Here is a 23,530-nt window from a genome sequence, read left to right as displayed (position 1 = left end):
CTCAGTCCTCCGGGGGTGTGCTGAGCCGGGTGACGGGCGCGGCGCGGACGATCGTGATCACCCGGTCCAGGGACTGGAGCGGGCTGGCGGCCGGGTCGTCGTAGCCGATCAGCCGGTGACCGCGCAGGACACTGACCACCAGGTCGTCGGTCTCGCGGACGCTCCTGCCGACCTCGGCCTTCGTCACCGGGCGCTCGACCAGGTCGAGTCCGGAGCCCTGCTGGATCAGGTCCTCCATCACGGTGCCCGCGCTGGGGCTCAGGACGGAGAGGCCGAGAAGCCGGCCGGCGGCGCTGGCACTGGTGATGACCGCGTCCGCGCCGGACTGGCGCAGCAGCGGCGCGTTCTCCTCCTCACGGACCGCGGCGACGATCTTCGCGCCGCGGTTGAGCTGGCGCGCCGTCAGGGTGACGAGGACGGCGGTGTCGTCGCGCTGGGTGGCGATGACGATCTGACGCGCCTTCTGCACCTCGGCCCGGATGAGGACGTCGCTGCGGGTCGCGTCCCCTATGACACCGGCGAACCCGTCCGCGTTCGCCGTGGCGATGACCTTCTCCGAGGGGTCGACGATGACGATCTGGTCCTTGCGCAGTCCGGTCGCGCAGAGGGTCTGGATCGCGGACCGCCCCTTGGTGCCGAAGCCGACGATGACGGTGTGGTCGCGCAAGGTGGACCTCCAGCGGTTCAGTCGCCACTCCTCCCGGGTCCGCTCGGTGAGGACTTCGAGAGTGGTGCCGACCAGGATGATCAGGAACAGGACGCGCAGGGGCGTGACGAGCAGGACGTTGACGAGCCGCGCCGAGTCACTGTGCGGCACGATGTCGCCGTAACCGGTGGTGGAGAGGGTCACGGTCGCGTAGTAGACGCAGTCGAGGAAGTCGAGCGTCTCGTTGGCGTTGTCGTGGTAGCCCTCCCGGTCGAGGTAGACGATGAGGACCGTGAGGGCGAGCACGGCGAGCGCCATGACGAGCCGCTTGGTGACCTGCCGTAGGGGTCTCTCGACCACTTGCCGGGGCAGTCTGACCCGTGACCCGGTGACCTTCTCGTCCGCATGGCGGGCCATGACGTCACGGTTGGGAAGTTTCACGTGAAACACGCTCCTTGGGCCGGGGCGGCCCCCGCCGCCGGCGGCCAGGGAAGGTCGAGGATGTCCAGCTCCTGGCCCGCGTGCGCGCCGTCGGGCGGAACGACGGCGAGACCGTCCGCGGCGGCGATGCCGCGGAGCATGGCCGGACCGTTGTAGTGCAGAGGAACGGCCCGCCCGTCCCGGCGTACGACCGGAACGAGCCGGGTGTCATGGGGATGGCCGTGCACCGCGTCGGCGAGGGGCGCGCGGTACGGCGCCGGGGCCCGGGTGCCGGCGAGGGCCGCGAGGAGCGGCGCGCCGAGCGTCAGGAGCCCGGAGACGGCGGCGAGCGGGTTGCCCGGGAGGCCGACCAGGTGCCGGCCGGAGCCGAGTGACGCCAGGAGCATGGGGTGGCCGGGCCGGACCTTCACACCGTCGACGAGGAGCGTGGCCCCCGCCTTGTCGAGCACGCGGTGGACGTGGTCCACGGGCCCGGACGCCGTACCGCCGGTGGTGACGACCAGGTCGGCGGGGGAGCCGGTGACCGCCGCGTACAGCGCTTCGGCGTCGTCGCCGATCCGGCGGGTGGCGAGAACCTCCGCGCCGAGCGCCTCCAGCCAGGGGCCGAGCATGGGGCCGAGCGCGTCGCGGATGAGACCGTCGTGCGGCAGGCCCTCCGTGAGCAGTTCGTCGCCGAGGACCAGGACCTCCACGCGGGGGCGGGGCAGGACGGCGAGGTCGTCGTACCCGGCGGCCGCGGCGAGGCCGAGCACGGCCGGGGTCACCGGCACGCCCCCGGGCAGCAGCTCGTCACCGGTACGGCATTCCTGCCCTCGCGGCCGGATGTCCTGCCGCGCCACGACCTCGCGCAGCGCGTGGAGCACCAGGCCGGTGGGGGCGGTGGACGGCGGGGCGTCGGTGTGCGCCGGTCCTCCCCCCGGGCTCCCCGACCGGTCCGTCCGCGACGCGGGAGGCCCCACCGCCGCGGGCTCCGTACGCGCGTGTTCGGTACGGAGGACGGCGGTCGTCCCGGCCGGGACGCGGGCGCCCGTGGCGATCCGTACCGCCTCACCGGGTGCGAGCGCGCCGGTGGGCACGTGCCCGGCGAGCACGGCGCCTTCCCCGTGGACGGTCCAGGGACCGTCGCCCGCGACGGCCCAGCCGTCCATGGCCGAGGTGTCGAAGGACGGCAGATCGGTCAGGGCCAGGAGCGGTTCGGCGAGGAACCGGCCGAGCGCCCGGCCGAGCGGGACACGCACCGGCGTGCGCCCGTCCCGGGCGGTCCTCCCGGCCCGCGTGGCGGCGGCCCGCGCCTCGGGCCAGGGAGTGGCCCGGTGCGCTTCGGGAGCTCCGCCGGCTTCCGGCCTCACCGGACCCGGTGCCCGCGCGGGGGCGGTGGGCGCGGTCGGGGTGGGCGCGGCCGGAGCGGGCGGGGGCGGGGTGGGCGCGGGCTCCCGAGGGGCCCGGGAGGGGGAGGTCATCCGGCCTCGTCCTGTTCGGCCGCCCAGCGCTGCGCCAGAGCCGCCGCCTTGCGGGCGGCCTCGGCGACGGCCTGCGGCCCGCCTTCGCCTCCGGCGGCGGCCTGCGCGGCCGCGTACCCCACCAGGAAGGTGGTGAGGGGTGCGGCGGGGCGGGCCACTCCGTGGGCGGCGTCCCGGGCCAGGTCCAGCAGGACGCCGGTGTCGACGTCCAGCTCGATGCCCAGCTCGTCCTTGACTGCGGTGATCCATTCGTCCAGCACGGTCCCATGCTCCCTGATGCGGGCGCGGGCGGTGACGATGTCCTCCCAGGTGTCGCAGTCGAAGGAGGCGAGCGGGTCCGCGGTGGTCCTGGTGAGGCGCAGGGAACCGGTGAGGTGCCGCAGCGGCATGTGAGCGAGGCCACGGTGATCGTGGCGGAGCCGGTCCAGCGCGTGACGCAGCGGCCCGGCCCGGTAGGCGGCGACGAGCGGCTGGTCGCGCCCCCCGGGGTCGGTGAGGAGCGCCGCCTCGGCGTCGGGGGCGCCGGCGAGCGCGCCCAGCAGGCGGGGGACGGTGTCACGGCCGAGGAAGGGCAGGTCGGCGGAGAGAACCACCAACACCTCGGCACCGGTCTCGGCCGCGCCGGCGTCCAGGGCCGCCACCGGGCCTCCGCCGGGCGGCTCCTCCCGCGTCCACCGGACGGGCCGGAGGGTGGGACGCGGCTCTCCGACGACGAGGGTCCGGCCGGCGTCGGGGCAGGCCGCGAGAACCCGGTCGAGCAAGGGCCGGCCCCCGACCCGTACGCCGGGCTTGTCGGCCCCGCCCAGGCGCCGAGCGGAGCCGCCGGCGAGGACGACGGCGTCGTATGCGGTGGTCACCCCAGCAGTATGGGCCGGGGCGGGCCACGGATGACCGGCCCGTCTCATCCAGGGAGACGGGCCGGGCCGGCGCGGCGCCGGTCAGACCGTGCGGAGCAGGACCGCGGGCTGTTCCACACAGTCCGCGACGTACCGCAGGAAGCCGCCGGCCGTACCACCGTCGCAGACGCGGTGGTCGAAGGTGAGCGAGAGCTGCACCACCTGACGGACGGCCAGTTCGCCCTGGTGGACCCAGGGTTTGGGGATGATCCGGCCGACGCCGAGCATGGCGGCCTCCGGGTGGTTGATGATCGGCGTGGAGCCGTCGACGCCGAACACCCCGTAGTTGTTGAGGGTGAAGGTGCCGCCCGTCAGATCGGCGGGGGTGAGCGCGCCCTGCCGTGCCGACTCGGTGAGGCGGGCGAACTCCTCGGTCAGCGACTCCGCCGTACGGGCCCCGGCGTCCCTGACCACGGGGACGACCAGTCCACGCGGGGTCTGGGCCGCGAAACCGAGGTGCACCGACGGAAGCCGGACGATCTCCCGGGCGGCCGTGTCGACGGTGGAGTTGAGCTCCGGGAACCGGCCGAGCGCGTGGACGCAGATCCGTGCGAGGAGGGCGAGGAGCGAGATCTTCGGACCGCCCGCCGCGTTCATCGCCGCCCGCGCCGCCATGAGTTCGGTGGCGTCGGCGTCGACCCAGCAGGTCGCGTCCGGGATCTCGGTACGGCTCCGGGACAGCTTGTCCGCCACGGCGCCGCGCAGCCCGCGCAGCGGGACGCGCTCGCCACCGGCCACCGGAGCGGGAGCCGGAACGGCCGTGGGAGCCGGAGCGGCGGGCCGCTCCAGCGCCGCGAGGGCCTGCTCCACATCGGCCCGCAGGATCAGGCCCTCGGGTCCGGAGCCGCGGACCTGCCGCAGATCGAGCCCCCGGTCACGGGCCAGCTTCCGCACGAGCGGCGAGATGACCGGCACGGGCCCGTCATGGACGGTCCCGTTCGCGGACGCCACGGTCACCGCGGCGGGCGCGGGTGCCTCGGCGAGCGCAGGGGCGGCGGCCCGCGTCGGGGAGGGCGTGGCGGCGGGCGCGGTGGGGGCGGCGGGCGCGGTGGGGGCTGCGGGGTTGTCCCGGCGGACACGGCGGCGCCGGGCGGTGGGGCCCGCCGTGCCGTACCCGACGAGCACGTTGCCCGAGTACTCCGAGGAGACGGCGGCCGCGGCCGCGGCGTCGGCCGGGGCGCTCGCGGCCGGGGTGCCGGACGCTTCCGCGCCGGTCGCCCGTCCGGTCTCGGCCCCGCCGACGGCGACGGTCAGGAGCGGGGCGCCGACGGGAAGTTCGGTGCCCTCCTCCCCGTACCGGGCGGTGACGACCCCGCCGTACGGGCAGGGCACCTCGACCATCGCCTTGGCCGTCTCGACCTCGACGACCGGCTGGTCGATCGTCACGACGTCGCCGACGTCCACGAGCCAGCGGACGATCTCCGCCTCGGTGAGTCCCTCACCGAGGTCGGGCAGCTTGAATTCGAGCACCTGGGCCATCAGCTCCCCGCCTCCCACTGGAGCCGCGCCACCGCGTCCAGGACGCGGTCCACACCCGGCAGATGGTGCCGCTCCAGCATGGGCGGGGGATAGGGGATGTCGAAGCCCGCGACCCGCAGCACCGGCGCCTCCAGGTGGTGGAAGCAGCGCTCGGTCACCCGGGCGGCGATCTCCGCACCCGGGCCGGCGAAGCCGTTCGACTCGTGGACCACGACCGCGCGGCCGGTGCGCCGCACGGAGGCGGCGACGGTCTCGTCGTCGAAGGGCACGAGGGAGCGGAGGTCGACGACCTCCAGGTCCCAGCCCTCGGCGGTGGCGGCCTCGGCCGCCTCCAGACAGACGGGCACGGACGGGCCGTAGGTGATCAGCGTGGCGCTGGTGCCGCGCCGCCGCACCACGGCCTTCCCGATCGGCTCGACCGCCGCCGGCGCCTCGGGCGACCAGTCGGACTTGGACCAGTAGAGCCGCTTCGGCTCCAGGAAGACCACCGGATCGTCGGAGGCGATGGCCGCCCGCAGCAGCCCGTACGCGTCCTCGACGGTCGCGGGGGTCACCACGTGCAGGCCGGGCGTGGCCATGTAGTAGGCCTCGGAGGAGTCGCTGTGGTGCTCGACGCCGCCGATCCCGCCGCCGTACGGGACGCGGATGACCATCGGCATCGGCATCGCGCCGCGCGTCCGGTTCCGCATCCGCGCCACGTGCGAGATCAGCTGCTCGAACGCCGGGTAGGCGAAGGCGTCGAACTGCATCTCCACGACGGGCCGCAGCCCGTACATGGCCATGCCGACGGCCGTGCCGAGGATGCCCGCCTCGGCCAGCGGCGTGTCGGTGCAGCGGTCCTCGCCGAACTCCTTCGCGAGGCCGTCGGTGACCCGGAAGACACCGCCGAGCGTGCCGACGTCCTCACCCATCACATGGACGGTGGGGTCCTCCGCCATCGCGTCGCGCATGGCCCGCTGGAGCGCCTGCGCCATCGTGGCCGGCTTCGGCTTCCCGGCCGCCTTGGCCCCCGCCGGACCGGTCGTCGCCGTCGTCATCACGCCTCACCCTCGGCTTCGAGCTCGGCCCGCAGCTGGGCCGCCTGCTCGCGCAGCTGCGCGGTCTGCTCCGCGTACACGTGGGAGAACAGCGCCATCGGGTCGAGCACCGGGTCGGCGTTCATCCGCTCGCGCAGCTCCGCGGCCATCGTCTCGGCGGCCTCGGCCGCCGCGCGCCTGCCGTCCTGGTCGAGCAGTCCGCGCTCGGTCAGCTCCCTCTCGAGGAGCAGGATCGGGTCGTGGGCCCGCCACGCCTCGACCTCGCCGTCCGCACGGTAGCGGGTGGCATCGTCGGCATTGGTGTGGGCGTCGATCCGGTAGGTGATCGCCTCCACGAGGGTGGGGCCGCCGCCGCGCCGGGCACGGGCCACCGCCTCGGTCAGCACCTGGTGGACGGCGACCACGTCGTTGCCGTCGACCAGCCGGCCCGGCATGCCGTAGCCGACCGCCTTGTGGGCGAGGGACGGCGCCGCCGTCTGCTTGGCCAGCGGCACGGAGATCGCGAAGCCGTTGTTCTGCACGAAGAAGACCACCGGGGCCTGCCACACGGCGGCGAAGTTCAGCGCCTCGTGGAAGTCGCCCTCGCTGGTGCCGCCGTCGCCGACCATGGCGAGCGCGACCACGTCGTCGCCCTTGAGCCGGGCCGCGTGGGCGAGGCCCACGGCGTGCGGCAGCTGCGTGGCGAGCGGCGTGCACAGCGGAGCCACCCGGTACTCGTGCGGGTCGTAACCGGTGTGCCAGTCGCCGCGCAGCAGGGTCAGGGCCTGCACGGGGTCGAGACCGCGGGCGACGGCCGCCAGCGTGTCCCGGTAGGAGGGAAAGAGCCAGTCCCGCTCCTCCAGGGCGAGCGCGGCCGCGACCTCGCTCGCCTCCTGGCCGGTGGTGGACGGGTACACGGCGAGCCGGCCCTGCTTGGTCAGGGCGGTCGCCTGGGCGTTGTACCGGCGGCCGCGGACCAGCTCCGCGTACAGCCGGCGCAGCAGCGCGGGGTCGGCGTCGGCCACGGCGTCCGTACCGAGCACGCGCAGCGGCTCGGTCTCGGGCAGCAGCGGCGCGGGGTCGGTGCGCGGCTGCCACGCCGGCGGCGGGGTGGGCCGGTGGGCGGCGGTGTCACCGGGCGGCTCTTGGACTGTCGAACTGCGCTGTTGCAACGAGTCCACCTCCTCGTGGGAGCGGGCATAAGACCCGAAGGCGGGTGGCGCGAGTGTGGCGCGCCTCACCTACCGATTGTTCGGTCGTGGAGGCATTTTGGCTACAGGCACCTTCAGCCTGTGGACAAACGGTTCTCCACAGCCTGGGATAGGAGCAGGTCGTCCAGCGGAGAGAGGCGGGGGGACATGGCGGATGAACAAATGGCCGTCGACCGGAGCACGGTTCCGGGCGGCGAACGGGACGAGGCCGGGACCGAACCCCCGGGTGAACTCCTGAGCACCCCGGTGGGCACGCCGGCGTACGCCGCCCCGGCGCGGCCGCTCGACGCGATCGACCGCGACATCCTGCGGTTGCTCCAGACGGACGGCCGTGCCTCGGTACGCTCCGTGGCCGAGCGGGTGCACGTCTCGCGGGCCAACGCCTACGCGCGGATCAACCGGCTCATCGACGACGGGGTGATCCGCGGGTTCAGCGCCCGGGTCAACCACGAGCGGGCGGGCCACGGCGCCTCCGCCTACATCACGCTCAAGATCGTCCAGAATTCCTGGCGGACGGTGCGCGAACAGCTCAGGAAACTGCCCGGCGCCGCGCACATCGCGCTGGTCAGCGGGGATTTCGACGTCCTGCTGCTGGTCCACACGCCGGACAACCGGACGCTGCGGGAACTGGTGCTGACCCGCCTCCAGTCGATTCCCGAGGTGCTGTCCACGCGCACCCTGCTGGTCTTCGAGGAGACGGACCTGAACGCGGACCCGCACCTCTGAAGGAAGGCAGGCCCCGCTCCCGGCGACAGGGAGCCCGCAGGCACCGGGGAGCCCGGTGGCCCCAGGTCCAGGGTCAGCGGGCCGTCCGCAGCCCGTCGAAGGCCAGCCGTACGACGGTCCCGGCGAGCTCGTCCCGCTCCTCGGCGGTGGCCTGCTGCGGCCGGTACCACTCCACCAGCGAATTGATCATGCCGAAGAGGAGCCGGGTGGCGAGCCGGCTGTCCACGTCGGCCCGCAGATCGCCCTCGGCGGCGGCCGCCTTCAGCAGCTCGGCCACCCGGTGGTCGAACTCGCGGCGCCGCTCCATCGCCCACCGCTCGGTGGAGGTGTTGCCCCGCACCCGCAGCAGCAGCGTCACGTACGGAAGCTCGGCGATGAGCACCTCGACGGTCCTGCGGGTGACGTACTCGATCCGGTCCACGGCCCGGCCGCGTCCGGCGTCCGGCTCGTCCAGGACGGCGAACAGCCCGTCGAGCGCCCGGCTGACCGCCCGCCGCAGCAGCTCCTCCTTGCCCGCGACGTGGTGGTAGATCGAGGACTTGGAGATCCCGGCGGCCTTGGACAGGTGCTCCATGGAGGTGCCGTCGTAGCCGCGCTCGTTGAAGACCCGCACGGCGACCGAGAGCAGTGTCTCGGGGGTGTAGGTGTCGCGTCTGGCCGTGGTCACGAGGCGTCCTCCCGGTCCTCGGCGTAGGCGCGCCGCACGAGGGCACGGCTCGGCGCGTACCGTCCCGTCGGGTAGCGCTCGTGCAGCGAGCGGAGCAGTCCGGACATCCGCCGGTGCCCGGCCTTCGCCGCCCACTCCAGCGGCCCGGCCGGGTAGTTGACGCCCAGCCGCATCGCGGTGTCGACGTCCTCGGCGGTGGCGACGCCCCGGTCGACCGCGTCGGCCGCGAGATCGGCCAGCATCGCGACCGTACGGGCCACGATCATGCCGGGCACGTCCCCGATGACCGAGACCCGCTTGCCGAGCGCCTGGAAGAGCCCGACCGCCTCGGCGAGGATCTCCGGAGCGATGTCCTCACGGCTCGACAGCACGATCCGGCTCGCGGCCGCGTAGTCGAGCGCGAGGTCGAAGTGGACGATGTCCTCGGGGGGGTACTCGAAGGAGGCCTCGCCGTCGGCGAGGTGGAGCTCGCCGCCGCCCGGCAGCGCGATGTATCCGTGCCCCTCACCGGCGCGCGCGGTGCGCCGGACGCCGATCCCGGCCTCCTCGAAGAGGCCGACGAGCGGTTCGGCGGGCCCCAGGTCGCCGTGGACGACGATCCGCGCGGGCGCCTCGGCCGGCGGCGCCGTGTGCGGTTCGGGCCGCCGGGCGCCCTCCGCGTACGAGAACCAGCCGTGGCCCGTCTTACGGCCGAGACGTCCCGATTCGACGAGCCGCCGCTGCGCGAGCGAGGGCGTGAACTTCGGGTCCTGGTGGAAGGCCTCCCACACCGAGCGGGTGACGGCCTCGTTCACGTCCTGCCCGATGAGGTCGGTCAGCTCGAACGGGCCCATCCGGAACCCGCCGCATTCGCGCAGCGCCGCGTCGATCGTGGCCGGGTCGACCCCGCCCTCCTCGTACACCCGCAGGGCTTCGGCGTAGAAGGGCCGCGCGACGCGGTTGACGATGAACCCCGGGGTGTCCGCGCAGCGCACGGGCGTCTTCCCCCAGGCCCTCATCGTGACGTACGCGCGCGTGGCGACGTCCGGGTCGGTGGCGAAGCCGCTGACGACCTCCACGAGGGGCAGGAGCGGCGCCGGGTTGAAGAAGTGCAGTCCGACGAAGCGGCCGGGCAGCCGCAGGCCGCCCGCGATGGCCGTGACGGAGAGGGAGGAGGTGTTGGTCGCGAGGATCGTCTCGTCACCGACGACCTTCTCCAGGTCGGCGAAGAGCTGCTGTTTGACGGGGAGGCGCTCGACGATCGCCTCGACGACGAGCGCGGCGTCGGCCAGGTCCCCCGGATCGGCGGCGGCGTGCAGCCGTCCGGCGGCCGCGTCCCGGGCGGCAGCGTCGAGGCGGCCCTTCTCCACGAGCCTGTCGAGCCGGGCTCCGATGGCGGCGACGGCCTCCGCGGCCCGGCCGGGAGCGCTGTCGTAGAGGCGCACGGGGTGACCGGCGACCAGTGCGACCTGGGCGATGCCCTGGCCCATGGTGCCCGTGCCGACGACGGCGACGGTCCGGTCCGGTGCGAGGGCGGCCACGGCGAGGGCGGCGGACTCACGGGCGGTCACGTCGTCGCTCCCCCTGACGGTCACGTTGGCGCTCATAGGAGTGATCCTCCCCGATGGGTTTTCCACAGGATCGACGGACCCCCTTGTCCCGACCGATCGTTCGGTTACTCTAACTCCGTACGCGTCTCCCTGCCCAGCTCGATGAGGAGTTGGTCCATCCATGGCCACCGCTCAGCTGACCACCGACCGTCTGGCCGAGAAGCACCGGTCCACGCTCGATCGGGCACTCGACACGATCCGCACCCGCGCCTACTGGTCGCCCTACCCGGAGCACCCCAAGGCGTACGGGGAGGACGGCTCCCTCGACGCGGCGGCCGGCCTCGCCGCGCACCAGGCCGTGCTGAACGGCCGCTTCGAGCTCGACCAGCCCGGCACCGACGGCTGGACCGGCGGCGAGGTCTCGCCCTACGGCCCGGCGCTCGGCGTCGAGTACCCGCACGCCGACCTCGACGTCCTGCTGCCCGCGATGCGCGCCGGCACGGGCGCCTGGCGCGACGCCGGTCCGGAGACCCGCGCCCTCGTCTGCCTGGAGATCCTCGGCCGGATCTCGGCCCGCACCCACGAGTTCGCCCACGCCGTCATGCACACCAGCGGCCAGGCGTTCATGATGGCCTTCCAGGCCGGCGGCCCGCACGCCCAGGACCGTGGTCTGGAGGCCGTGGCCTACGCGTACGAGGAGCAGACCCGCACGCCCGCCGGCCGCGCCGCCTGGTCCAAGCCCCAGGGCAAGCGCGACCCGCTGGAGCTGAGCAAGGAGTTCACGCCGGTCGGCCGCGGCATCGCCCTGGTCATCGGCTGCAACACCTTCCCCACCTGGAACGGCTACCCGGGCCTGTTCGCCTCGCTCGCCACCGGCAACCCCGTCCTGGTGAAGCCCCACCCGCGCGCCGTGCTGCCGCTCGCCCTCACCGTGCGGGTCGCCCGCGAGGTGCTCGCCGAGGCCGGCTTCGACCCCAACCTGGTCGCGCTCGCCGCCGAGCGGCCGGGCGAGGGCATCGCCAAGACCCTGGCGGTCCGCCCCGAGATCCGGATCATCGACTACACCGGCTCCACCGCCTTCGGCGACTGGCTTGAGGCGAACGCCCGCCAGGCCCAGGTGTACACGGAGAAGGCCGGCGTCAACACGGTGGTGATCGACTCCACCGACGACTACAAGGGCATGCTCTCCAACCTGGCGTTCTCGCTGTCCCTGTACAGCGGCCAGATGTGCACCACCCCGCAGAACCTGCTGATCCCCCGCGACGGCATCACCACCGACCAGGGCCCCAAGTCGTACGACGAGGTCGTCACCGACCTCGCCACGGCGGTCGGCGGCCTGCTCGGCGACGACGCCCGCGCGAACGCCCTGCTCGGCGCCCTGGTCAACCCGGACGTCAAGGCCCGCCTGGAGGCCGCCGCCGACCTCGGCGAGGTGGCCCTCGCCTCCCGCGAGATCACCAACCCCGACTTCCCCGAGGCCGTCGTCCGCACCCCGGTCATGGTCAAGCTGGACGGCTCCAAGCCCGACGCCGAGGCCGCCTACTTCTCCGAGTGCTTCGGCCCGGTCTCCTTCGCCGTCTCCGTCGACTCCACCACCGACGCCCTGGACCTGCTGCGCCGCACGGTCCGCGAGAAGGGGGCCATGACGGTCGGCGCCTACACCACCTCCCCCGAGGTCGAGCGCGCCGTCGAGGAGGTCTGCCTGGAGGAGTCCGCCCAGCTCTCCCTCAACCTCACGGGCGGCGTCTACGTCAACCAGACGGCCGCGTTCTCCGACTTCCACGGCTCCGGTGGCAACCCGGCCGCCAACGCGGCCCTGTGCGACGGCGCCTTCGTCGCCAACCGCTTCCGGGTGGTGGAAGTCCGCCGCCAGGCGTAAGGCCCCGGGACCGCGGGCAGGGCCACCGGTCCCGTCACCTGCCCGGACAGGGGCGGGGGGAATCACTCTCCCCGCCTCCACACCCGTCAGTCGATCTCCGCGTACCTCTGCACCCAGGCGTGCATGGCGATCGCCGCGGCCGCGCCCGCGTTGATCGACCGCGTCGACCCGAACTGCGCGATCGAGCAGACCATCGCCGCCCGCTCCCGCGCCTCCTCCGTCAGTCCCGGCCCTTCCTGCCCGAACAGGAGCACGCACCGCCGCGGCAGCACGGTCCGTTCCAGCGGCACGGCCCCGGGCAGGTTGTCGATCCCGATGATGGGCAGGTCCTCGGCCGCGGCCCAGGCGGTCAGGGACTCCGTGTCGGGGTGGTGCCGGACGTGCTGGTAGCGGTCGGTGACCATGGCCCCGCGCCGGTTCCAGCGCCGCCGCCCCACGATGTGGACCTCCTTCGCGAGGAAGGCGTTGGCGGTCCGGACCACCGACCCGATGTTGAAGTCGTGGCCCCAGTTCTCCACGGCGACGTGGAAGTCGTGCCGCCGGGTGTCCAGGTCGGCGACGATCGCCTCCCGCGTCCAGTACCGGTAGCGGTCGACGACGTTGCGCCGGTCCCCGCCGGCCAACAGCTCGGGGTCGTACCGCTCGTCCTCGGGCCAGGGCAGCGGATGCGGCCCGACACCGATCTCGGCACCGAACCCCTCGTCGTACTGAGCGGGCTCGACGGGGTCGACCTGCGCGATCGGCTCGGACTGTTCTTCGGTGGTGCTCACCCGACGAGGGTACGGGGACCGGCCCCGGACCCCGCCGCCTCACCCGTACGGCGCTGCCCCGGCACCCCCCGGGAGCGGATCCGCCCCAGCAGCCGGTCCCGCCCCCGCGCCGCCCCCGCTCCCGCCGCGACCAGGAAGGCGGTCGGGAGGAAGACGGCGTCGGCGGAGATCATCGCGAGCGAGAAGACGGGGAGCCCGAGGATCACGGCGATGCCGGCGTGCTCCAGCATCATCACGACCAGCAGGACGTTCTTGGCTCCGCGGTGCAGGAGCGTGAAGGGGAAGGCGACCTGGACGACGACGGTGCCGTAGGTGAGCAGCATGACCATCACCCCGCCGGAGGCGAGCAGCTCGGAGAGAGCGGGCCAGGGGGTGAAGTAGTCCAGGTGGAGCGGGTAGTAGAGGGCGGTGCCGTCCTGCCAGCGCGATCCCTGCACCTTGTACCAGCCGGCGGTGGCGTAGATCAGACAGACCTCTGCCATGAGCACGAGCAGCGCGGCGTTGTGCGCCAGATTGGCGAGCACGTCGAGCAGGACGCGCGCCTCGCCCGTCCCGTACCGGCTCACCAGCCACCACAGCCCGTGCCCGAGCCACAGCACCCACAGCAGCACCACCACCCACCATTCACCGGTGACGTCGTGGAACCAGGTGGCGGCGAGCAGGAACCCGCCGAGGACGGTCCACAGGAGGGGCCCGGCGAGGTCGCGGCGCGGGGGCGCTCCGGCGGCGGCCACGCGCGCGCGTCGTGCGGCCCGCCGTGCGTCGAGGGACCAGACCTGCCCGCAGCGGGTGAGGACGAGGTAGATCGACGCGAGGTGCAGGACGTTGTCGCCGCCGTCGCCGACGAAGACGGAGCGGTTGAGGAGGGAGAGCACCCCCGCCATGAAGACGACCGAGACGGCGCGGGTGCGCCAGCCGAGGAGCAGCAGGACGGCGGAGAGGGCGGCGACGCCGTAGACGAACTCGAACCAGAGCCGTCCGTCCGTCCACAGGAGCACGGAGAAGGCGCGGTTGTCGGCGACGAGCCGGCGGGCCAGTTCGAAGGACCAGGGCCCGTCGGGCCCGTACAGCTCGTGCCTGTGGGGCAGCTCGCGCAGCAGGAAGGCCAGCCAGGTCAGGGAGAAGCCGATCCGGACGATCGCGGTCTGGTACGGGCCGAGGGCCCGGGCGGTGACGGTCTGCACGGCGCGCGCGAGCCGCCGGTCGAAGCCCGGCTTCCCGCCCCGCCCCCCGGCCTCCCCGGCTTCCGTGGCCCTCGCGAGGTCGTGCGGCGCCGTCATCGGACGCCCTCCGCCGGCCCGTGGTCGGACCGGCTCACCGGCCACCAGGGGAAGTCGCGGTAGGACGGTGTCGTCGCGGCCGTCCCGGTGCTCCAGGCGGGGGCCGGGACGGGCCGGGTGACGGACCGGAGCTGCACGCGCCGCAGGTCCCCGCCGAGCCGCCGGTCACCCTGTGCGGCGAGGCGGTCGAGGCGGAGCACGGCGATGCGGCGCATGTACTCCTCGGAGAGCCGCCCGCGCGGCCCCTCGCGGGTGTCCTCTTCGGAGTGCGAACCGAGGTAGAAGTCCACGGCCCGGCGGAGCTGGTTCTGCTGGGTGTGGCTGGGGAACGGATGGTGGCGGATCGCCCGCGCGTCCTGGGCGGTGAGGTCGATCCAGCCCGTGGTGGTGCGCGCCCCGCCCTCGGTGGCCAGCTCGGCCCGGACCTCGACGGAGACGTTCTGCTGGAGCGGGTTCGGGGCGAAGAGCTTCCAGTTCTGCTCGAACTCGGGATAGATCCAGTCGTCGACGGCCCGGCCGTGCCGTTCGGTCAGCGTGTTCGTCGGTGCGACGTGCAGAAACACCATGGTCAGGTGCACACAGGCGAGGACGCCGACGACGGCGAGCGCCACGGCCGCGACGACCTGGTAGGGCAGGGACAGCGCCAGGATGCCTGCGGCGTTCCGGTCCTCGTCGACGTGTGTGTCCATCCAGCCCCGATCCCGATCGGCCCACACCAGTTATCCACAGGGTTGACACCATACGGGCCGCCGACTCACCATTGAAGTCATTCAACCGAACGATCGGTCGGTAGGGGGTCCGATGACCGCAGGGACGGCAGGGACGACAGTGGCCGCGGGCACGCCGGGCGGGTCCGGCGCGCACGGCGCGTCGTACGTCGCCTCGGAAGCCGAGCAGGCCGCGTACGAGGCGGTGTTCGACGCCGCCGTCGCGGCGGACGAGCGCATCGAGCCGCGCGACTGGATGCCGGAGGCCTACCGGGCCACGCTCATCCGCCAGATCGCGCAGCACGCGCACTCCGAGATCATCGGCATGCAGCCCGAGGCGAACTGGATCACCCGCGCGCCCTCACTGCGCCGCAAGGCCATCCTCATGGCCAAGGTCCAGGACGAGGCGGGGCACGGCCTCTACCTGTACAGCGCCGCCGAAACCCTCGGCGTGCACCGGGACGAACTCCTCGACAAGCTCCACTCCGGCCGCCAGAAGTACTCCTCGATCTTCAACTACCCCACCCTGACCTGGGCCGACGTCGGCGCCATCGGCTGGCTCGTCGACGGAGCCGCCATCACCAACCAGGTCCCCCTCTGCCGCTGCTCCTACGGGCCCTACGCCCGCGCGATGATCCGCGTCTGCAAGGAGGAGTCCTTCCACCAGCGCCAGGGCTACGAGGCCCTCCTCGCCCTCTCGCGAGGCACCGAGGCCCAGCACGCCATGGCCCAGGACGCCGTGAACCGCTGGTGGTGGCCCTCGCTGATGATGTTCGGCCCCCCGGACGACGAGTCGGCCCACTCCGCCCAGTCGATGGCCTGGAAGATCAAGCGCCACTCCAACGACGAACTGCGGCAGCGCTTCGTCGACATCGCCGTCCCGCAGGCCGAGGCCCTCGGCCTCACCCTCCCCGACCCCGACATCCGGTGGAACGAGGAGCGCGGGCACTACGACTTCGGCCCCATCGACTGGGCCGAGTTCTGGGACGTACTGAAGGGCAACGGGCCCTGCAACGACCAGCGGCTCTCCAAGCGCCGCCAGGCCCACGAGGACGGCGCCTGGGTCAGGGAAGCCGCCGCGGCCTACGCGAAGAAGCACACCGGACAGCACGGGGAGGCACAGGCATGACGACCGACGGTTGGCCGCTGTGGGAGGTGTTCGTCCGCTCCCGGCGCGGCCTCTCCCACACCCACGCGGGCAGTCTCCACGCCCCCGATGCCGAGATGGCCCTGCGCAACGCCCGCGACCTGTACACCCGCAGGAGCGAAGGCGTGTCGATCTGGGTCGTCCCCTCCGCCGCGATCACCGCCTCCTCGCCCGACGAGAAGGACCCCTTCTTCGAGCCGGCGGCCGACAAGCCCTACCGCCACCCGACCTTCTACGAGATCCCGGAGGGGGTGAAGCACCTGTGACCGGCCGGCCCACCACCGACCCCGCCCTCGCGGCGGCGGCCCTCGCCCTCGGCGACGACGCACTCATCCTCTCCCAGCGCCTGGGGGAGTGGGCCGGAAGCGCCCCCGTCCTGGAGGAGGAGGTCGCCCTCGCCAACATCGCCCTCGACCTGCTCGGTCAGGCCCGCGTCCTGCTCTCCCTCGCCGGGGACGAGGACGAACTGGCCTTCCTCCGCGAGGAACGCTCCTTCCACAACGTCCAGCTGGTGGAGCAGCCCAACGGCGACTTCGCCCACACCATCGCCCGCCAGCTGTACTTCTCCACCTACCAACACCTCCTGTACGGGCAGCTCGCCACCGGCGGCGGACCGCTCGCCGGACTCGCGGCGAAGGCCGTGAAGGAGGTCGACTACCACCGGGACCACGCCGAGCACTGGACGCTCCGCCTCGGCGACGGCACCCCCGAGAGCCACGACCGGATGCAGCGCGCCTGCGACACCCTCTGGCGGTACACCGGCGAACTGTTCCAGCCCGTCGAAGGCCTCGACATCGACCCCGGCCCCCTGGAGGACGCCTGGCTGGCGTCGGTCACCTCCGTCCTCGACCAGGCCACCCTCACCCTCCCCTCGGGCCCCCGCACAGGAGCCTGGAGCGCCGGAGCCGGCCGCCAGGGCATCCACACCGAGCCCTTCGGACGGATGCTCGCCGAGATGCAGCACCTCCACCGCAGCCACCCGGGGGCGACATGGTGACCATGACGGCCCTGGAGGAGGAACTGAGCCGCGTCGCCGGCGCCGTCCCCGACCCGGAGCTTCCCGTCCTCACCCTGGAGGAACTCGGCGTCCTGCGCGGCGTGCAGGTCCTCGGCCCCGGCCGGGTCGAGGTCTCCCTCACCCCCACCTACACCGGCTGCCCCGCCATCGAGGCCATGTCCGCCGACATCGAACGGGCCCTCCACGACCACGGCGTCCCCGACGTCTCCGTCGTCACCGTCCTCAGCCCCGCCTGGTCCACCGACGACATCAGCGAGGAAGGACGGCGCAAGCTCAGCGAGTTCGGCATCGCCCCGCCCCGCCCCCAGGGCCCGGCCGGCGGCCCCGTCCCGCTCACCCTGGCGATCCGCTGCCCCCACTGCGGCTCCACGGACACCGAGCTCCTCAGCCGCTTCTCCTCCACCGCGTGCAAGGCCCTGCGCCGGTGCACCGCCTGCCGCGAACCGTTCGACCACTTCAAGGAGCTGTAGATGCTGTCCTCAGGCGCCGGACGGGCCGGGTTCCAGCCGCTCCGGGTGAGCGAGGTCGAGCGGCTGACCGACGACTCCGTGGCCGTCACCTTCGCCGTCCCGCCCGAGCTCCACGACACCTACCGCCACCGCCCCGGCCAACACCTCGCGCTGCGCCGCACCGGCGGCCACGGCGAGGAGGTCCGCCGCACCTACTCGATCTGTGCCCCCGCGGCCGCCCCCGGCGAACCACCCGTCCTGCGCGTCGGCATCCGCCACGTCGACGGCGGCGCGTTCTCCACGTACGCCCTCAAGGAGCTGGCCGTCGGCGACCTGGTCGACGTCATGGAACCCACCGGGCGCTTCGTCCTCGACCCACGCCCCGGGCACTTCGCCGCCGTCGTCGGCGGCAGCGGCGTCACCCCGGTCCTGTCGATGGCGGCCACCCTGCTCGGTCGCGAACCGGGCGCCCGCTTCTGCCTGATCCGCAGCGACCGCACCGCCGCCTCGACCATGTTCCTGGACGAGGTCGCGGACCTGAAGGACCGCTACCCCGACCGCTTCCAACTCGTCACGGTCCTCTCCCGGGAGGAGCAGCAGGCGGGCCTCCCCTCCGGCCGGCTCGACCAGGAACGACTCACCACCCTGCTGCCCTCGCTGCTCCCGGTCACCGACATCGACGGCTGGTTCCTGTGCGGCCCCTTCGGCCTCGTCCAAGGCGCCGAGAAGACCCTGCGCGGCCTCGGCGTGGACCGTTCCCGGATCCACCAGGAGATCTTCCACGTCGACGACGGCTCCGCCCCCGCACCGGCCCCGTCCGCCGACGCCCCCACGCACGCGACACTGACGGCCACCCTGCACGGCCGGTCCGGCACCTGGCCGGTGGAGCGCGGTGACAGCCTGCTCGAAACCGTCCTACGCGCCCGCGCCGACGCCCCGTACGCCTGCAAGGGCGGGGTGTGCGGCACCTGCCGCGCGTTCGTCGTCGGCGGAGAGGTCCGCATGGACCGCAACTTCGCCCTCGAACCGGAGGAGACCGAGGCCGGCTACGTCCTCGCCTGCCAGTCCCACCCCGCCACCCCCGAGGTGGAGCTGGACTTCGACCGCTGACGCGGCACGGCGCCCACACCCCTCACCCGAGCGGGACCAGGAAGTCGACGGCCCGTCGGTCACGCGCGCACGCGCGAACCGGCGGGCCGTCCGCACGGGCGGAAGCCGAGGTTTCGGGGTCCTGCCCTAGGCGACGAACCCGGGGCCGTCGTCGGAGACCACCGGGCGTCCGGCGTTCTCCCAGGCGATCATGCCGCCGTCGACGTTCACCGCGTCGAAGCCCTGCTGCACCAGGTACTGGGTGACCTGCGCGGACCGCCCGCCGACCCGGCACATCACATAGGCACGGCCGCGTTCGGCCAGCACCTCCGTCACCTCGCCGAAACGGTCCACGAAGCTGCTCATCGGCACGTGCAGGGCGCCCTCGACCCGGCCGGCCGCCCACTCGTCGTCCTCGCGGACATCCAGCACCAGACCGTCGTCGGGCACGGACGCCGCGTCCACGGTGGGCAGCGGGGTGAAGTTCATGGGACTGGCCTTCTCTCTCGTCCTGCTCATCCTGCTCGTGCTGCTCGGGCCGCCGGTACGGCTCGGCCCCCGAAAACCTACTGCACCAGCGCCGACAGCTCGGCCTCACGCTCGGCGACCTGGGCGAGAAGCTGCTCGGCGATCTCTTCCAGAAGCCGGTCCGGGTCGTCGGGCGCCATGCGGAGCATCGCGCCGATGGCGCTCTCCTCCAGTTCCCGGGCGACCGCGGACAGCAGGTCCTTGCGCTGCGCGAGCCATTCCAGGCGCGCGTACAGCTCCTCGCTCTCGCTGAGCCGGTCGGCGGCGGGCACGGGCCCTGCCTCCCACTCGGCGGAGAGTTCCCGGAGCAGGGCCTCGTCACCGCGGGCGTAGGCGGCGTTCACGCGGGTGATGAACTCCTCGCGGCGCTTGCGTTCGTCCTCCTCGCGAGCGAGGTCCGGGTGGGCCTTGCGGGCCAGCTCGCGATACAGCTTGCGGGCCTCCTCGGTGGGCCGTACGCGCTTCGGGGGCTGCACGGGCCGGTCGGTGAGCATCGCCGCGGCCTCGGGGGTGAGCCCGTCGGAGTCGAGCCAGTCGTTGAAGAGTTCCTCCACGCCGGGCATCGGCATGACCGCGGCCCGGGCCTCCTGGGCCCGCCGCACGTCCTCCGGATCACCGGTGCGGGCGGCGCGGGCTTCGGCGATCTGCGCGTCCAGCTCGTCGAGCCGCGCGTACATGGGGCCGAGCCGCTGGTGGTGAAGCCGCGAGAAGTTGTCCACCTCGATACGGAACGTCTCGACGGCGATCTCGAACTCGATGAGGGCCTGCTCGGCCACCCGCACGGCGTTCTCCAGGCGCGCCTCGGGCCGCTCGGCCCCCGGCCCACCACCCGTGCCCGTGCCCGCGCTCGCGCCGGCGTCCTCGGCCTGGTCCACGTCCACGTCCTCGCTCCGGCTCGTCACCCCTCCAGCCTACGGTCCTCCGGGGGCCCTCCCCCCTCCCTCCCCCTCCCCTCCCCCCTGGCCCCGTTCGGGCGCGGCTCGGCGTCGCCGCGCCGAGTCCCGCTCCCGGCGCGGCGCGGCTCGGCGTCGCCGCGCCGAGTCCCGCTCCCGGCGCGCCGGTCCATCCTGCCCCGGCCGTGGCGCGCGCCGCTCTGATGTGCCGGCCGGGACGTGCCGGCGGAGCGCGGGCGGCGCACCGGCCGGACCTGTGGCGTACCCGCTCACCGGGTGCTGCCGCGACGCCCCCTGGTCCGCTCCGGTGCCGGGGCGTGCCCCGGGTGTCAGACGCCGCGTTCGGCGGCTATGCGGCCGCTGGTGACGGCGGTGACCAGGTCGGCGTGGTCGGCCGTGGTGCGGTCCGCGTAGGCGACGGCGAAGGCGGTGACGGCCTCGTCCAGTTCCTCGTTCTTGCCGCAGTAGCCGGCTATGAGGCGCGGGTCGGCGCTGTGGGCGTGCGCGCGGGCGAGCAGGGCCCCGGTCATGCGCCCGTAGTCGTCGAGCTGGTCGGCGGTGAGGGCGGCGGGGTCGACGCTGCCCTTGCGGTTGCGGAACTGCCGCACCTGGTAGGGCCGTCCCTCGACCGTGGTCCAGCCGAGCAGCATGTCGCTGACGACCTGCATGCGCTTCTGCCCGAGGACGACCCGTCGCCCCTCGTGGCCGGTTTCCGTGACCGTGAAGCCGGCGGCCGGCAGGTGCGGCAGAAGGGCCGACGGCCGGGCCTCCTTGACCTGGAGGACCAGGGCTTCACCCCGGTGGTCGAGCAGCAGCACCACGTAGGAGCGGGTGCCGACGCTGCCGGTGCCGACGACCCGGAAGGCGACGTCGTGGACCGCGTACCGCGCGAGCAGCGGTCTGCGGTCCTCCGAGAGGGTCTCCAGGTAGGGGCCGAGGGAGGCGGCGACGAGCGCCGCTTCGGCGTCGGGGACCCTGCGGAGCACCGGCGGGGCGTCCACGAACCTTCGGCCGCCGCCTTCTTCGCATCCGACGGCCTCGGTGGCGCGGGCGGCGAATCGGGCGCTGGTGTTGTTGCGGGCCTTCAGGGAGACCCGCTCCAGGGTGCCGAGGAGGTCGCGGGCGTCGGTGTGGGAGACGAGTTCCTCGTCGGCGATGGCGTTCCAGGCGTCGAGGGCGGGCAGCCGGGCGAGGAGGCGCATGGTGCGCCGGTACGCGCCGACGGTGTCGAAGGCGGCGGCCCGGCAGGTGTCCTCGTCCGCTCCCACCTCGCGGCCGGCGAGGACCAGGGAGGTGGCGAGCCGCTTCAGGTCCCATTCCCAGGGGCCGACGACGGTCTCGTCGAAGTCGTTGAGGTCCATGACGAGACGGCCGCGGGCGTCGCCGTAGAGGCCGAAGTTGGCCGCGTGCGCGTCGCCGCATATCTGGGCGGCTATGCCGGTGACGGGTGATCCGGCGAGGTCGTGGGCCATCAGGCCGGCGGATCCGCGGAGGAAGGCGAAGGGGCTCGCAGCCATCCTGCCGACCCGGATCGGTGCCAGTTCCGGCACCCGGCCCCGGCTGGACTCCTCGACGGCCCGGACGGCGTCGGGGCGGTCGGCCGCGCGTGTCAGCTGCCGGTGCGCGGAGCGCGGGACGCGGGCGCGGAGCTGCTTGCCCCGGTCCTTGGGGGAGTGGCCGCAGTCGACGTCCGCGCGGCGGGCGAAGCCCGGCACGTGCGGCACTCGGTGCTCACCCGTCCCACGCGGTTCCGGCACGACGGCCGTGATGTCGTCCATGGACGTCCTCCCCCGTTGCGATGTGCGTCACGATGTCCACCATCGTTCGGGCCGACCGTACCGCCGGATCCGATCGGCCGTCTTCCCCTGTGGACAACGCCCTGTGGACAACTCGTCCGTCCGCCGTGGGCGACGGTCAGACGGCCACGGCCTCCTCCATCTCCTCCTCGGCCTCGGCCGCGTCCCGGTCCTGAGCCGAGGTGCCCGCCGGCGCCTTCTCCGGGGCCGCCGCCCGGTTCTCGGCGGGCCCTTCCGGTCCGGCGGCGGGGGCCGCGACAGTGTTCCTGCGGCGGGCTTCGGCGAGGCCGGCGAGGGCGAGGAGCACGACACCGGCGAGGAGCCACAGGACGAGGACGAGAACGTGCCCGCCGAGGGCGTGTCCGTCGAAGTAGACGTGGCTGCGGACGCCTTCGATGAAGCCGGCACCGTTCCAGAAGGCGTGCAGGGAGGCGAAGAAGCCGGGCTGGAGCTCGGGCCGGTAGATGCCTCCGGAGCTCGTGAAGTTGAGCATCACGAAGAGGACCATCACGCCGAGGGTGGTCCAGCGGCGCAGGAAGGTGTGCAGGCCGACGCCGACGAACAGGATGCCCGCCGCGTACAGCCAGGACATCGCCCAGACTCCGCCGAGCCCGTGGTCGACGAGGTGGAAGACGGGGCCGGCGAAGAGGGTGCCGATGAGGCTGACGACCAGGGACGTCACGGCGGCGAGGGTGGCCCGGATCTTCAGGGGGAGGACGGCTCCGGCCCCGCCGATGACGGCGACGGAGGCGTAGGCGCCGATGCTGAGCGCGACGAGGAGGAAGAAGACGCCCTGCCCGGTGGGGTCGCCGGAGGCGACGGGCGCCACGTCGGTGACCTTGAGCGGGGCGTCCTGGCCGGCGGCGACCTTGGTGAAGACCTTCTCGACGGCCATGGCGCTGGTGTCGGAGGACGCCGACGCCACGAGGAGTTCCGGGTGCGGGCCGGGGAGGTAGGCGCCGAAGCTGTCCTGCTGCCGGAGGTCGGTGACGGCGGTCGCCCGGTCGGCGACGGTACGGACGTCGAGGGCGCCGGCCCCCTTGTCGTGGAGCGACTGCGCGAGGACCTGGGCGCTGGGGCCGGAGCCGACCACGTCGACCCGCAGTGCGTGAGGCTGGGGGGCGTGGAAGGCGCCGAGGTAGGCGAGGCCCATGCCGAGGCACATCAGCAGAGGGGTGAGCAGATGTCCGAGGACATGCCGCAACGCGCCGGTGGTGGTGTTCGGTCCTGCGGTCACCGAGACCTCCATGGTTGGCTTTTACAACTAACGAACCGTTGTACTATACAACTGAAACTCCGGAGAAGGCGAACGCCCGGAACGGCGAGGGAGCGCATCATGAGCGGTGACGACGGCACGCGGGACGCACGCGACGCGTCCGTGGACGTCATCCAGCGCGAACTGACGGCCTTCGCGCGCCGGGCCCGCGCCGCCGCGGCCCGCGTCCACCCCGAGATCCCCCTGGTCTCGTACACCCTCCTCGCCCACATCGAGGAGCGCCGCGGCTGCCGTGCCACGGACCTCGCGGCCCACTACCTCCTGGACAAGTCCACGGTCAGCCGCCAGCTGGCCGGCCTGGAGAAGCTCGGCCTGGTCGAACGCCGCCCGGCCCCCGACGACCACCGCGTCCAGGTCCTGCATCCCACCGAAGCGGGCAGCGAGGTCCTCGCCACGGCCCAGGCGAACCGCCGCGCCGCCTACCAGGAACGCCTGGCGGACTGGTCGGCCGAGGACCTGGACCGGTTCGCCGCGTACCTCCTTCGGTACAACGCCGCCGGGACGGCCGATCTCCCCGGCGCCCCCTCGGCCTGACCCACGGGACCGTGACCGAACGGCGCCGCCCCGGTCGCGACCCGCGTCGCGACCGAGGAGCCACGGCACGGTGGTCCGGCCTCCGCCGCGCCC

Annotated in this window: 23 protein-coding genes; 8 read left to right on the top strand and 15 right to left on the bottom strand. The window is 73.5% G+C overall.

What is annotated here, in order from left to right; translation table 11 throughout:
• Nucleotide 1: 1 nt before the first annotated feature.
• Genes ABTY40_RS03430 through pdhA form a run of 6 tightly spaced genes read right to left on the bottom strand, consistent with a single transcriptional unit; the run spans nt 2 to nt 7,119 of the window.
• On the bottom strand, nt 2-1,063 hold the full coding sequence (locus ABTY40_RS03430) for a potassium channel family protein (RefSeq protein WP_352058226.1): 1,062 nt from the start codon (nt 1,061-1,063) through the stop codon (nt 2-4).
• Nucleotides 1,064-1,083: 20 nt separating this feature from the next.
• Entirely contained in the window at nt 1,084-2,547 is a 1,464-nt protein-coding gene (locus ABTY40_RS03425) for a molybdopterin molybdotransferase MoeA (RefSeq protein ID WP_352057943.1), read from the bottom strand.
• Nucleotides 2,544-3,452 carry an NTP transferase domain-containing protein gene (locus ABTY40_RS03420; RefSeq protein ID WP_352057942.1) on the bottom strand — a complete coding sequence of 303 codons (909 nt, stop codon included), beginning with the start codon at nt 3,450-3,452 and terminating at the stop codon, nt 2,544-2,546. The genes ABTY40_RS03425 and ABTY40_RS03420 overlap by 4 nt, the downstream gene beginning before the upstream one ends.
• Nucleotides 3,453-3,485: 33 nt before the next feature.
• Nucleotides 3,486-4,922, bottom strand: coding sequence for a dihydrolipoamide acetyltransferase family protein (locus tag ABTY40_RS03415; RefSeq protein ID WP_352057941.1), 1,437 nt, complete (start codon nt 4,920-4,922; stop codon nt 3,486-3,488).
• Nucleotides 4,922-5,959, bottom strand: a complete 1,038-nt coding sequence (locus tag ABTY40_RS03410; protein WP_352057940.1) for an alpha-ketoacid dehydrogenase subunit beta — start codon at nt 5,957-5,959, stop codon at nt 4,922-4,924. The genes ABTY40_RS03415 and ABTY40_RS03410 overlap by 1 nt, the downstream gene beginning before the upstream one ends.
• Nucleotides 5,959-7,119 carry a pyruvate dehydrogenase (acetyl-transferring) E1 component subunit alpha gene (pdhA, locus tag ABTY40_RS03405; protein ID WP_352058225.1) on the bottom strand — a complete coding sequence of 387 codons (1,161 nt, stop codon included), beginning with the start codon at nt 7,117-7,119 and terminating at the stop codon, nt 5,959-5,961. Before pdhA ends, ABTY40_RS03410 begins: the two co-directional genes overlap by 1 nt.
• Nucleotides 7,120-7,296: 177 nt before the next feature.
• Here pdhA and ABTY40_RS03400 point away from each other — a divergent pair, with 177 nt between their 5' ends.
• Nucleotides 7,297-7,875, top strand: coding sequence for an Lrp/AsnC family transcriptional regulator (locus ABTY40_RS03400; protein WP_345280283.1), 579 nt, complete (start codon nt 7,297-7,299; stop codon nt 7,873-7,875).
• A gap of 73 nt (nt 7,876-7,948) precedes the next feature.
• Here the strand turns inward: ABTY40_RS03400 and ABTY40_RS03395 are convergent, their stop codons facing one another.
• Together ABTY40_RS03395 and ABTY40_RS03390 are read right to left on the bottom strand one after the other, a co-directional pair.
• On the bottom strand, nt 7,949-8,542 hold the full coding sequence (locus tag ABTY40_RS03395) for a TetR/AcrR family transcriptional regulator (RefSeq protein WP_309049382.1): 594 nt from the start codon (nt 8,540-8,542) through the stop codon (nt 7,949-7,951).
• Entirely contained in the window at nt 8,539-10,062 is a 1,524-nt protein-coding gene (locus tag ABTY40_RS03390) for a 3-hydroxyacyl-CoA dehydrogenase (protein ID WP_502990493.1), read from the bottom strand. Before ABTY40_RS03390 ends, ABTY40_RS03395 begins: the two co-directional genes overlap by 4 nt.
• A gap of 190 nt (nt 10,063-10,252) precedes the next feature.
• Between ABTY40_RS03390 and paaN the strand changes: the two genes are divergently transcribed.
• On the top strand, nt 10,253-11,950 hold the full coding sequence (paaN, locus tag ABTY40_RS03385; protein ID WP_352057939.1) for a phenylacetic acid degradation protein PaaN: 1,698 nt from the start codon (nt 10,253-10,255) through the stop codon (nt 11,948-11,950).
• A gap of 86 nt (nt 11,951-12,036) precedes the next feature.
• Here paaN and ABTY40_RS03380 read toward each other — a convergent pair whose 3' ends face one another.
• Genes ABTY40_RS03380 through ABTY40_RS03370 form a run of 3 tightly spaced genes read right to left on the bottom strand, consistent with a single transcriptional unit; the run spans nt 12,037 to nt 14,689 of the window.
• The gene (locus ABTY40_RS03380) at nt 12,037-12,720 is read right to left on the bottom strand and encodes a TrmH family RNA methyltransferase (protein WP_352057938.1); all 684 of its coding nucleotides are present in this window, start codon (nt 12,718-12,720) and stop codon (nt 12,037-12,039) included.
• A complete protein-coding gene (locus tag ABTY40_RS03375; protein WP_352057937.1) occupies nt 12,717-14,000 on the bottom strand; it encodes an HTTM domain-containing protein in 1,284 nt (427 codons plus the stop codon). The genes ABTY40_RS03380 and ABTY40_RS03375 overlap by 4 nt, the downstream gene beginning before the upstream one ends.
• Complete coding sequence (locus tag ABTY40_RS03370; protein WP_352057936.1) at nt 13,997-14,689, bottom strand: DUF5819 family protein; 693 nt, start codon at nt 14,687-14,689, stop codon at nt 13,997-13,999. Before ABTY40_RS03370 ends, ABTY40_RS03375 begins: the two co-directional genes overlap by 4 nt.
• A gap of 112 nt (nt 14,690-14,801) precedes the next feature.
• Here ABTY40_RS03370 and paaA point away from each other — a divergent pair, with 112 nt between their 5' ends.
• The 5 genes from paaA to ABTY40_RS03345 are packed head-to-tail and all read left to right on the top strand — an operon-like array spanning nt 14,802 to nt 18,431.
• Nucleotides 14,802-15,836: a 1,2-phenylacetyl-CoA epoxidase subunit PaaA gene (paaA, locus tag ABTY40_RS03365; protein WP_352057935.1), complete on the top strand. Its 1,035-nt coding sequence runs from the start codon at nt 14,802-14,804 to the stop codon at nt 15,834-15,836.
• Nucleotides 15,833-16,120, top strand: a complete 288-nt coding sequence (gene paaB, locus ABTY40_RS03360) for a 1,2-phenylacetyl-CoA epoxidase subunit PaaB (protein ID WP_041130120.1) — start codon at nt 15,833-15,835, stop codon at nt 16,118-16,120. Before paaA ends, paaB begins: the two co-directional genes overlap by 4 nt.
• Nucleotides 16,117-16,851: a 1,2-phenylacetyl-CoA epoxidase subunit PaaC gene (paaC, locus tag ABTY40_RS03355; protein ID WP_352057934.1), complete on the top strand. Its 735-nt coding sequence runs from the start codon at nt 16,117-16,119 to the stop codon at nt 16,849-16,851. The genes paaB and paaC overlap by 4 nt, the downstream gene beginning before the upstream one ends.
• Complete coding sequence (paaD, locus tag ABTY40_RS03350) at nt 16,845-17,342, top strand: 1,2-phenylacetyl-CoA epoxidase subunit PaaD (protein WP_352057933.1); 498 nt, start codon at nt 16,845-16,847, stop codon at nt 17,340-17,342. The genes paaC and paaD overlap by 7 nt, the downstream gene beginning before the upstream one ends.
• Complete coding sequence (locus ABTY40_RS03345; RefSeq protein WP_352057932.1) at nt 17,343-18,431, top strand: 2Fe-2S iron-sulfur cluster-binding protein; 1,089 nt, start codon at nt 17,343-17,345, stop codon at nt 18,429-18,431. It begins immediately after the preceding gene.
• Between the two features lie 126 nt (nt 18,432-18,557).
• Here the strand turns inward: ABTY40_RS03345 and ABTY40_RS03340 are convergent, their stop codons facing one another.
• The 4 genes from ABTY40_RS03340 to ABTY40_RS03325 all read right to left on the bottom strand — a co-directional run bounded on the left by ABTY40_RS03340 (nt 18,558) and on the right by ABTY40_RS03325 (nt 22,864).
• Nucleotides 18,558-18,899, bottom strand: a complete 342-nt coding sequence (locus ABTY40_RS03340; RefSeq protein ID WP_352058223.1) for a rhodanese-like domain-containing protein — start codon at nt 18,897-18,899, stop codon at nt 18,558-18,560.
• Nucleotides 18,900-18,976: 77 nt separating this feature from the next.
• Entirely contained in the window at nt 18,977-19,813 is an 837-nt protein-coding gene (locus ABTY40_RS03335) for a hypothetical protein (protein ID WP_502990492.1), read from the bottom strand.
• 347 nt (nt 19,814-20,160) lie between these two features.
• Nucleotides 20,161-21,609, bottom strand: coding sequence for a DUF2252 domain-containing protein (locus ABTY40_RS03330; RefSeq protein WP_352057931.1), 1,449 nt, complete (start codon nt 21,607-21,609; stop codon nt 20,161-20,163).
• Between the two features lie 136 nt (nt 21,610-21,745).
• Complete coding sequence (locus ABTY40_RS03325; protein WP_502990477.1) at nt 21,746-22,864, bottom strand: ABC-2 transporter permease; 1,119 nt, start codon at nt 22,862-22,864, stop codon at nt 21,746-21,748.
• A 99-nt stretch (nt 22,865-22,963) separates the two neighbouring features.
• Between ABTY40_RS03325 and ABTY40_RS03320 the strand changes: the two genes are divergently transcribed.
• Complete coding sequence (locus ABTY40_RS03320) at nt 22,964-23,437, top strand: MarR family winged helix-turn-helix transcriptional regulator (RefSeq protein ID WP_352057929.1); 474 nt, start codon at nt 22,964-22,966, stop codon at nt 23,435-23,437.
• The last annotated feature ends 93 nt before the right edge of the window (nt 23,438-23,530 follow it).

Source organism: Streptomyces sp. NPDC126503, assembly GCF_040302405.1.
Taxonomy (GTDB): Bacteria; Actinomycetota; Actinomycetes; order Streptomycetales; family Streptomycetaceae; genus Streptomyces; species Streptomyces gulbargensis.
The sequence above is the reverse complement of the archived record's forward strand: the minus strand, read 5'-3'. Positions and strand labels throughout refer to the sequence as shown.

Coding starts and splice junctions, on each gene's coding strand:
- ABTY40_RS03430 (WP_352058226.1), bottom strand. CDS start 1,063: ATGGCCCGCCATGCGGACGAGAAGGTCACCGGGTCACGGGTCAGACTG.
- ABTY40_RS03425 (WP_352057943.1), bottom strand. CDS start 2,547: ATGACCTCCCCCTCCCGGGCCCCTCGGGAGCCCGCGCCCACCCCGCCC.
- ABTY40_RS03420 (WP_352057942.1), bottom strand. CDS start 3,452: ATGAGACGGGCCGGTCATCCGTGGCCCGCCCCGGCCCATACTGCTGGG.
- ABTY40_RS03415 (WP_352057941.1), bottom strand. CDS start 4,922: ATGGCCCAGGTGCTCGAATTCAAGCTGCCCGACCTCGGTGAGGGACTC.
- ABTY40_RS03410 (WP_352057940.1), bottom strand. CDS start 5,959: ATGACGACGGCGACGACCGGTCCGGCGGGGGCCAAGGCGGCCGGGAAG.
- ABTY40_RS03400 (WP_345280283.1), top strand. CDS start 7,297: ATGGCGGATGAACAAATGGCCGTCGACCGGAGCACGGTTCCGGGCGGC.
- paaN (WP_352057939.1), top strand. CDS start 10,253: ATGGCCACCGCTCAGCTGACCACCGACCGTCTGGCCGAGAAGCACCGG.
- ABTY40_RS03375 (WP_352057937.1), bottom strand. CDS start 14,000: ATGACGGCGCCGCACGACCTCGCGAGGGCCACGGAAGCCGGGGAGGCC.
- ABTY40_RS03370 (WP_352057936.1), bottom strand. CDS start 14,689: ATGGACACACACGTCGACGAGGACCGGAACGCCGCAGGCATCCTGGCG.
- paaA (WP_352057935.1), top strand. CDS start 14,802: ATGACCGCAGGGACGGCAGGGACGACAGTGGCCGCGGGCACGCCGGGC.
- paaB (WP_041130120.1), top strand. CDS start 15,833: ATGACGACCGACGGTTGGCCGCTGTGGGAGGTGTTCGTCCGCTCCCGG.
- paaD (WP_352057933.1), top strand. CDS start 16,845: ATGGTGACCATGACGGCCCTGGAGGAGGAACTGAGCCGCGTCGCCGGC.
- ABTY40_RS03345 (WP_352057932.1), top strand. CDS start 17,343: ATGCTGTCCTCAGGCGCCGGACGGGCCGGGTTCCAGCCGCTCCGGGTG.
- ABTY40_RS03340 (WP_352058223.1), bottom strand. CDS start 18,899: ATGAACTTCACCCCGCTGCCCACCGTGGACGCGGCGTCCGTGCCCGAC.
- ABTY40_RS03330 (WP_352057931.1), bottom strand. CDS start 21,609: ATGGACGACATCACGGCCGTCGTGCCGGAACCGCGTGGGACGGGTGAG.
- ABTY40_RS03320 (WP_352057929.1), top strand. CDS start 22,964: ATGAGCGGTGACGACGGCACGCGGGACGCACGCGACGCGTCCGTGGAC.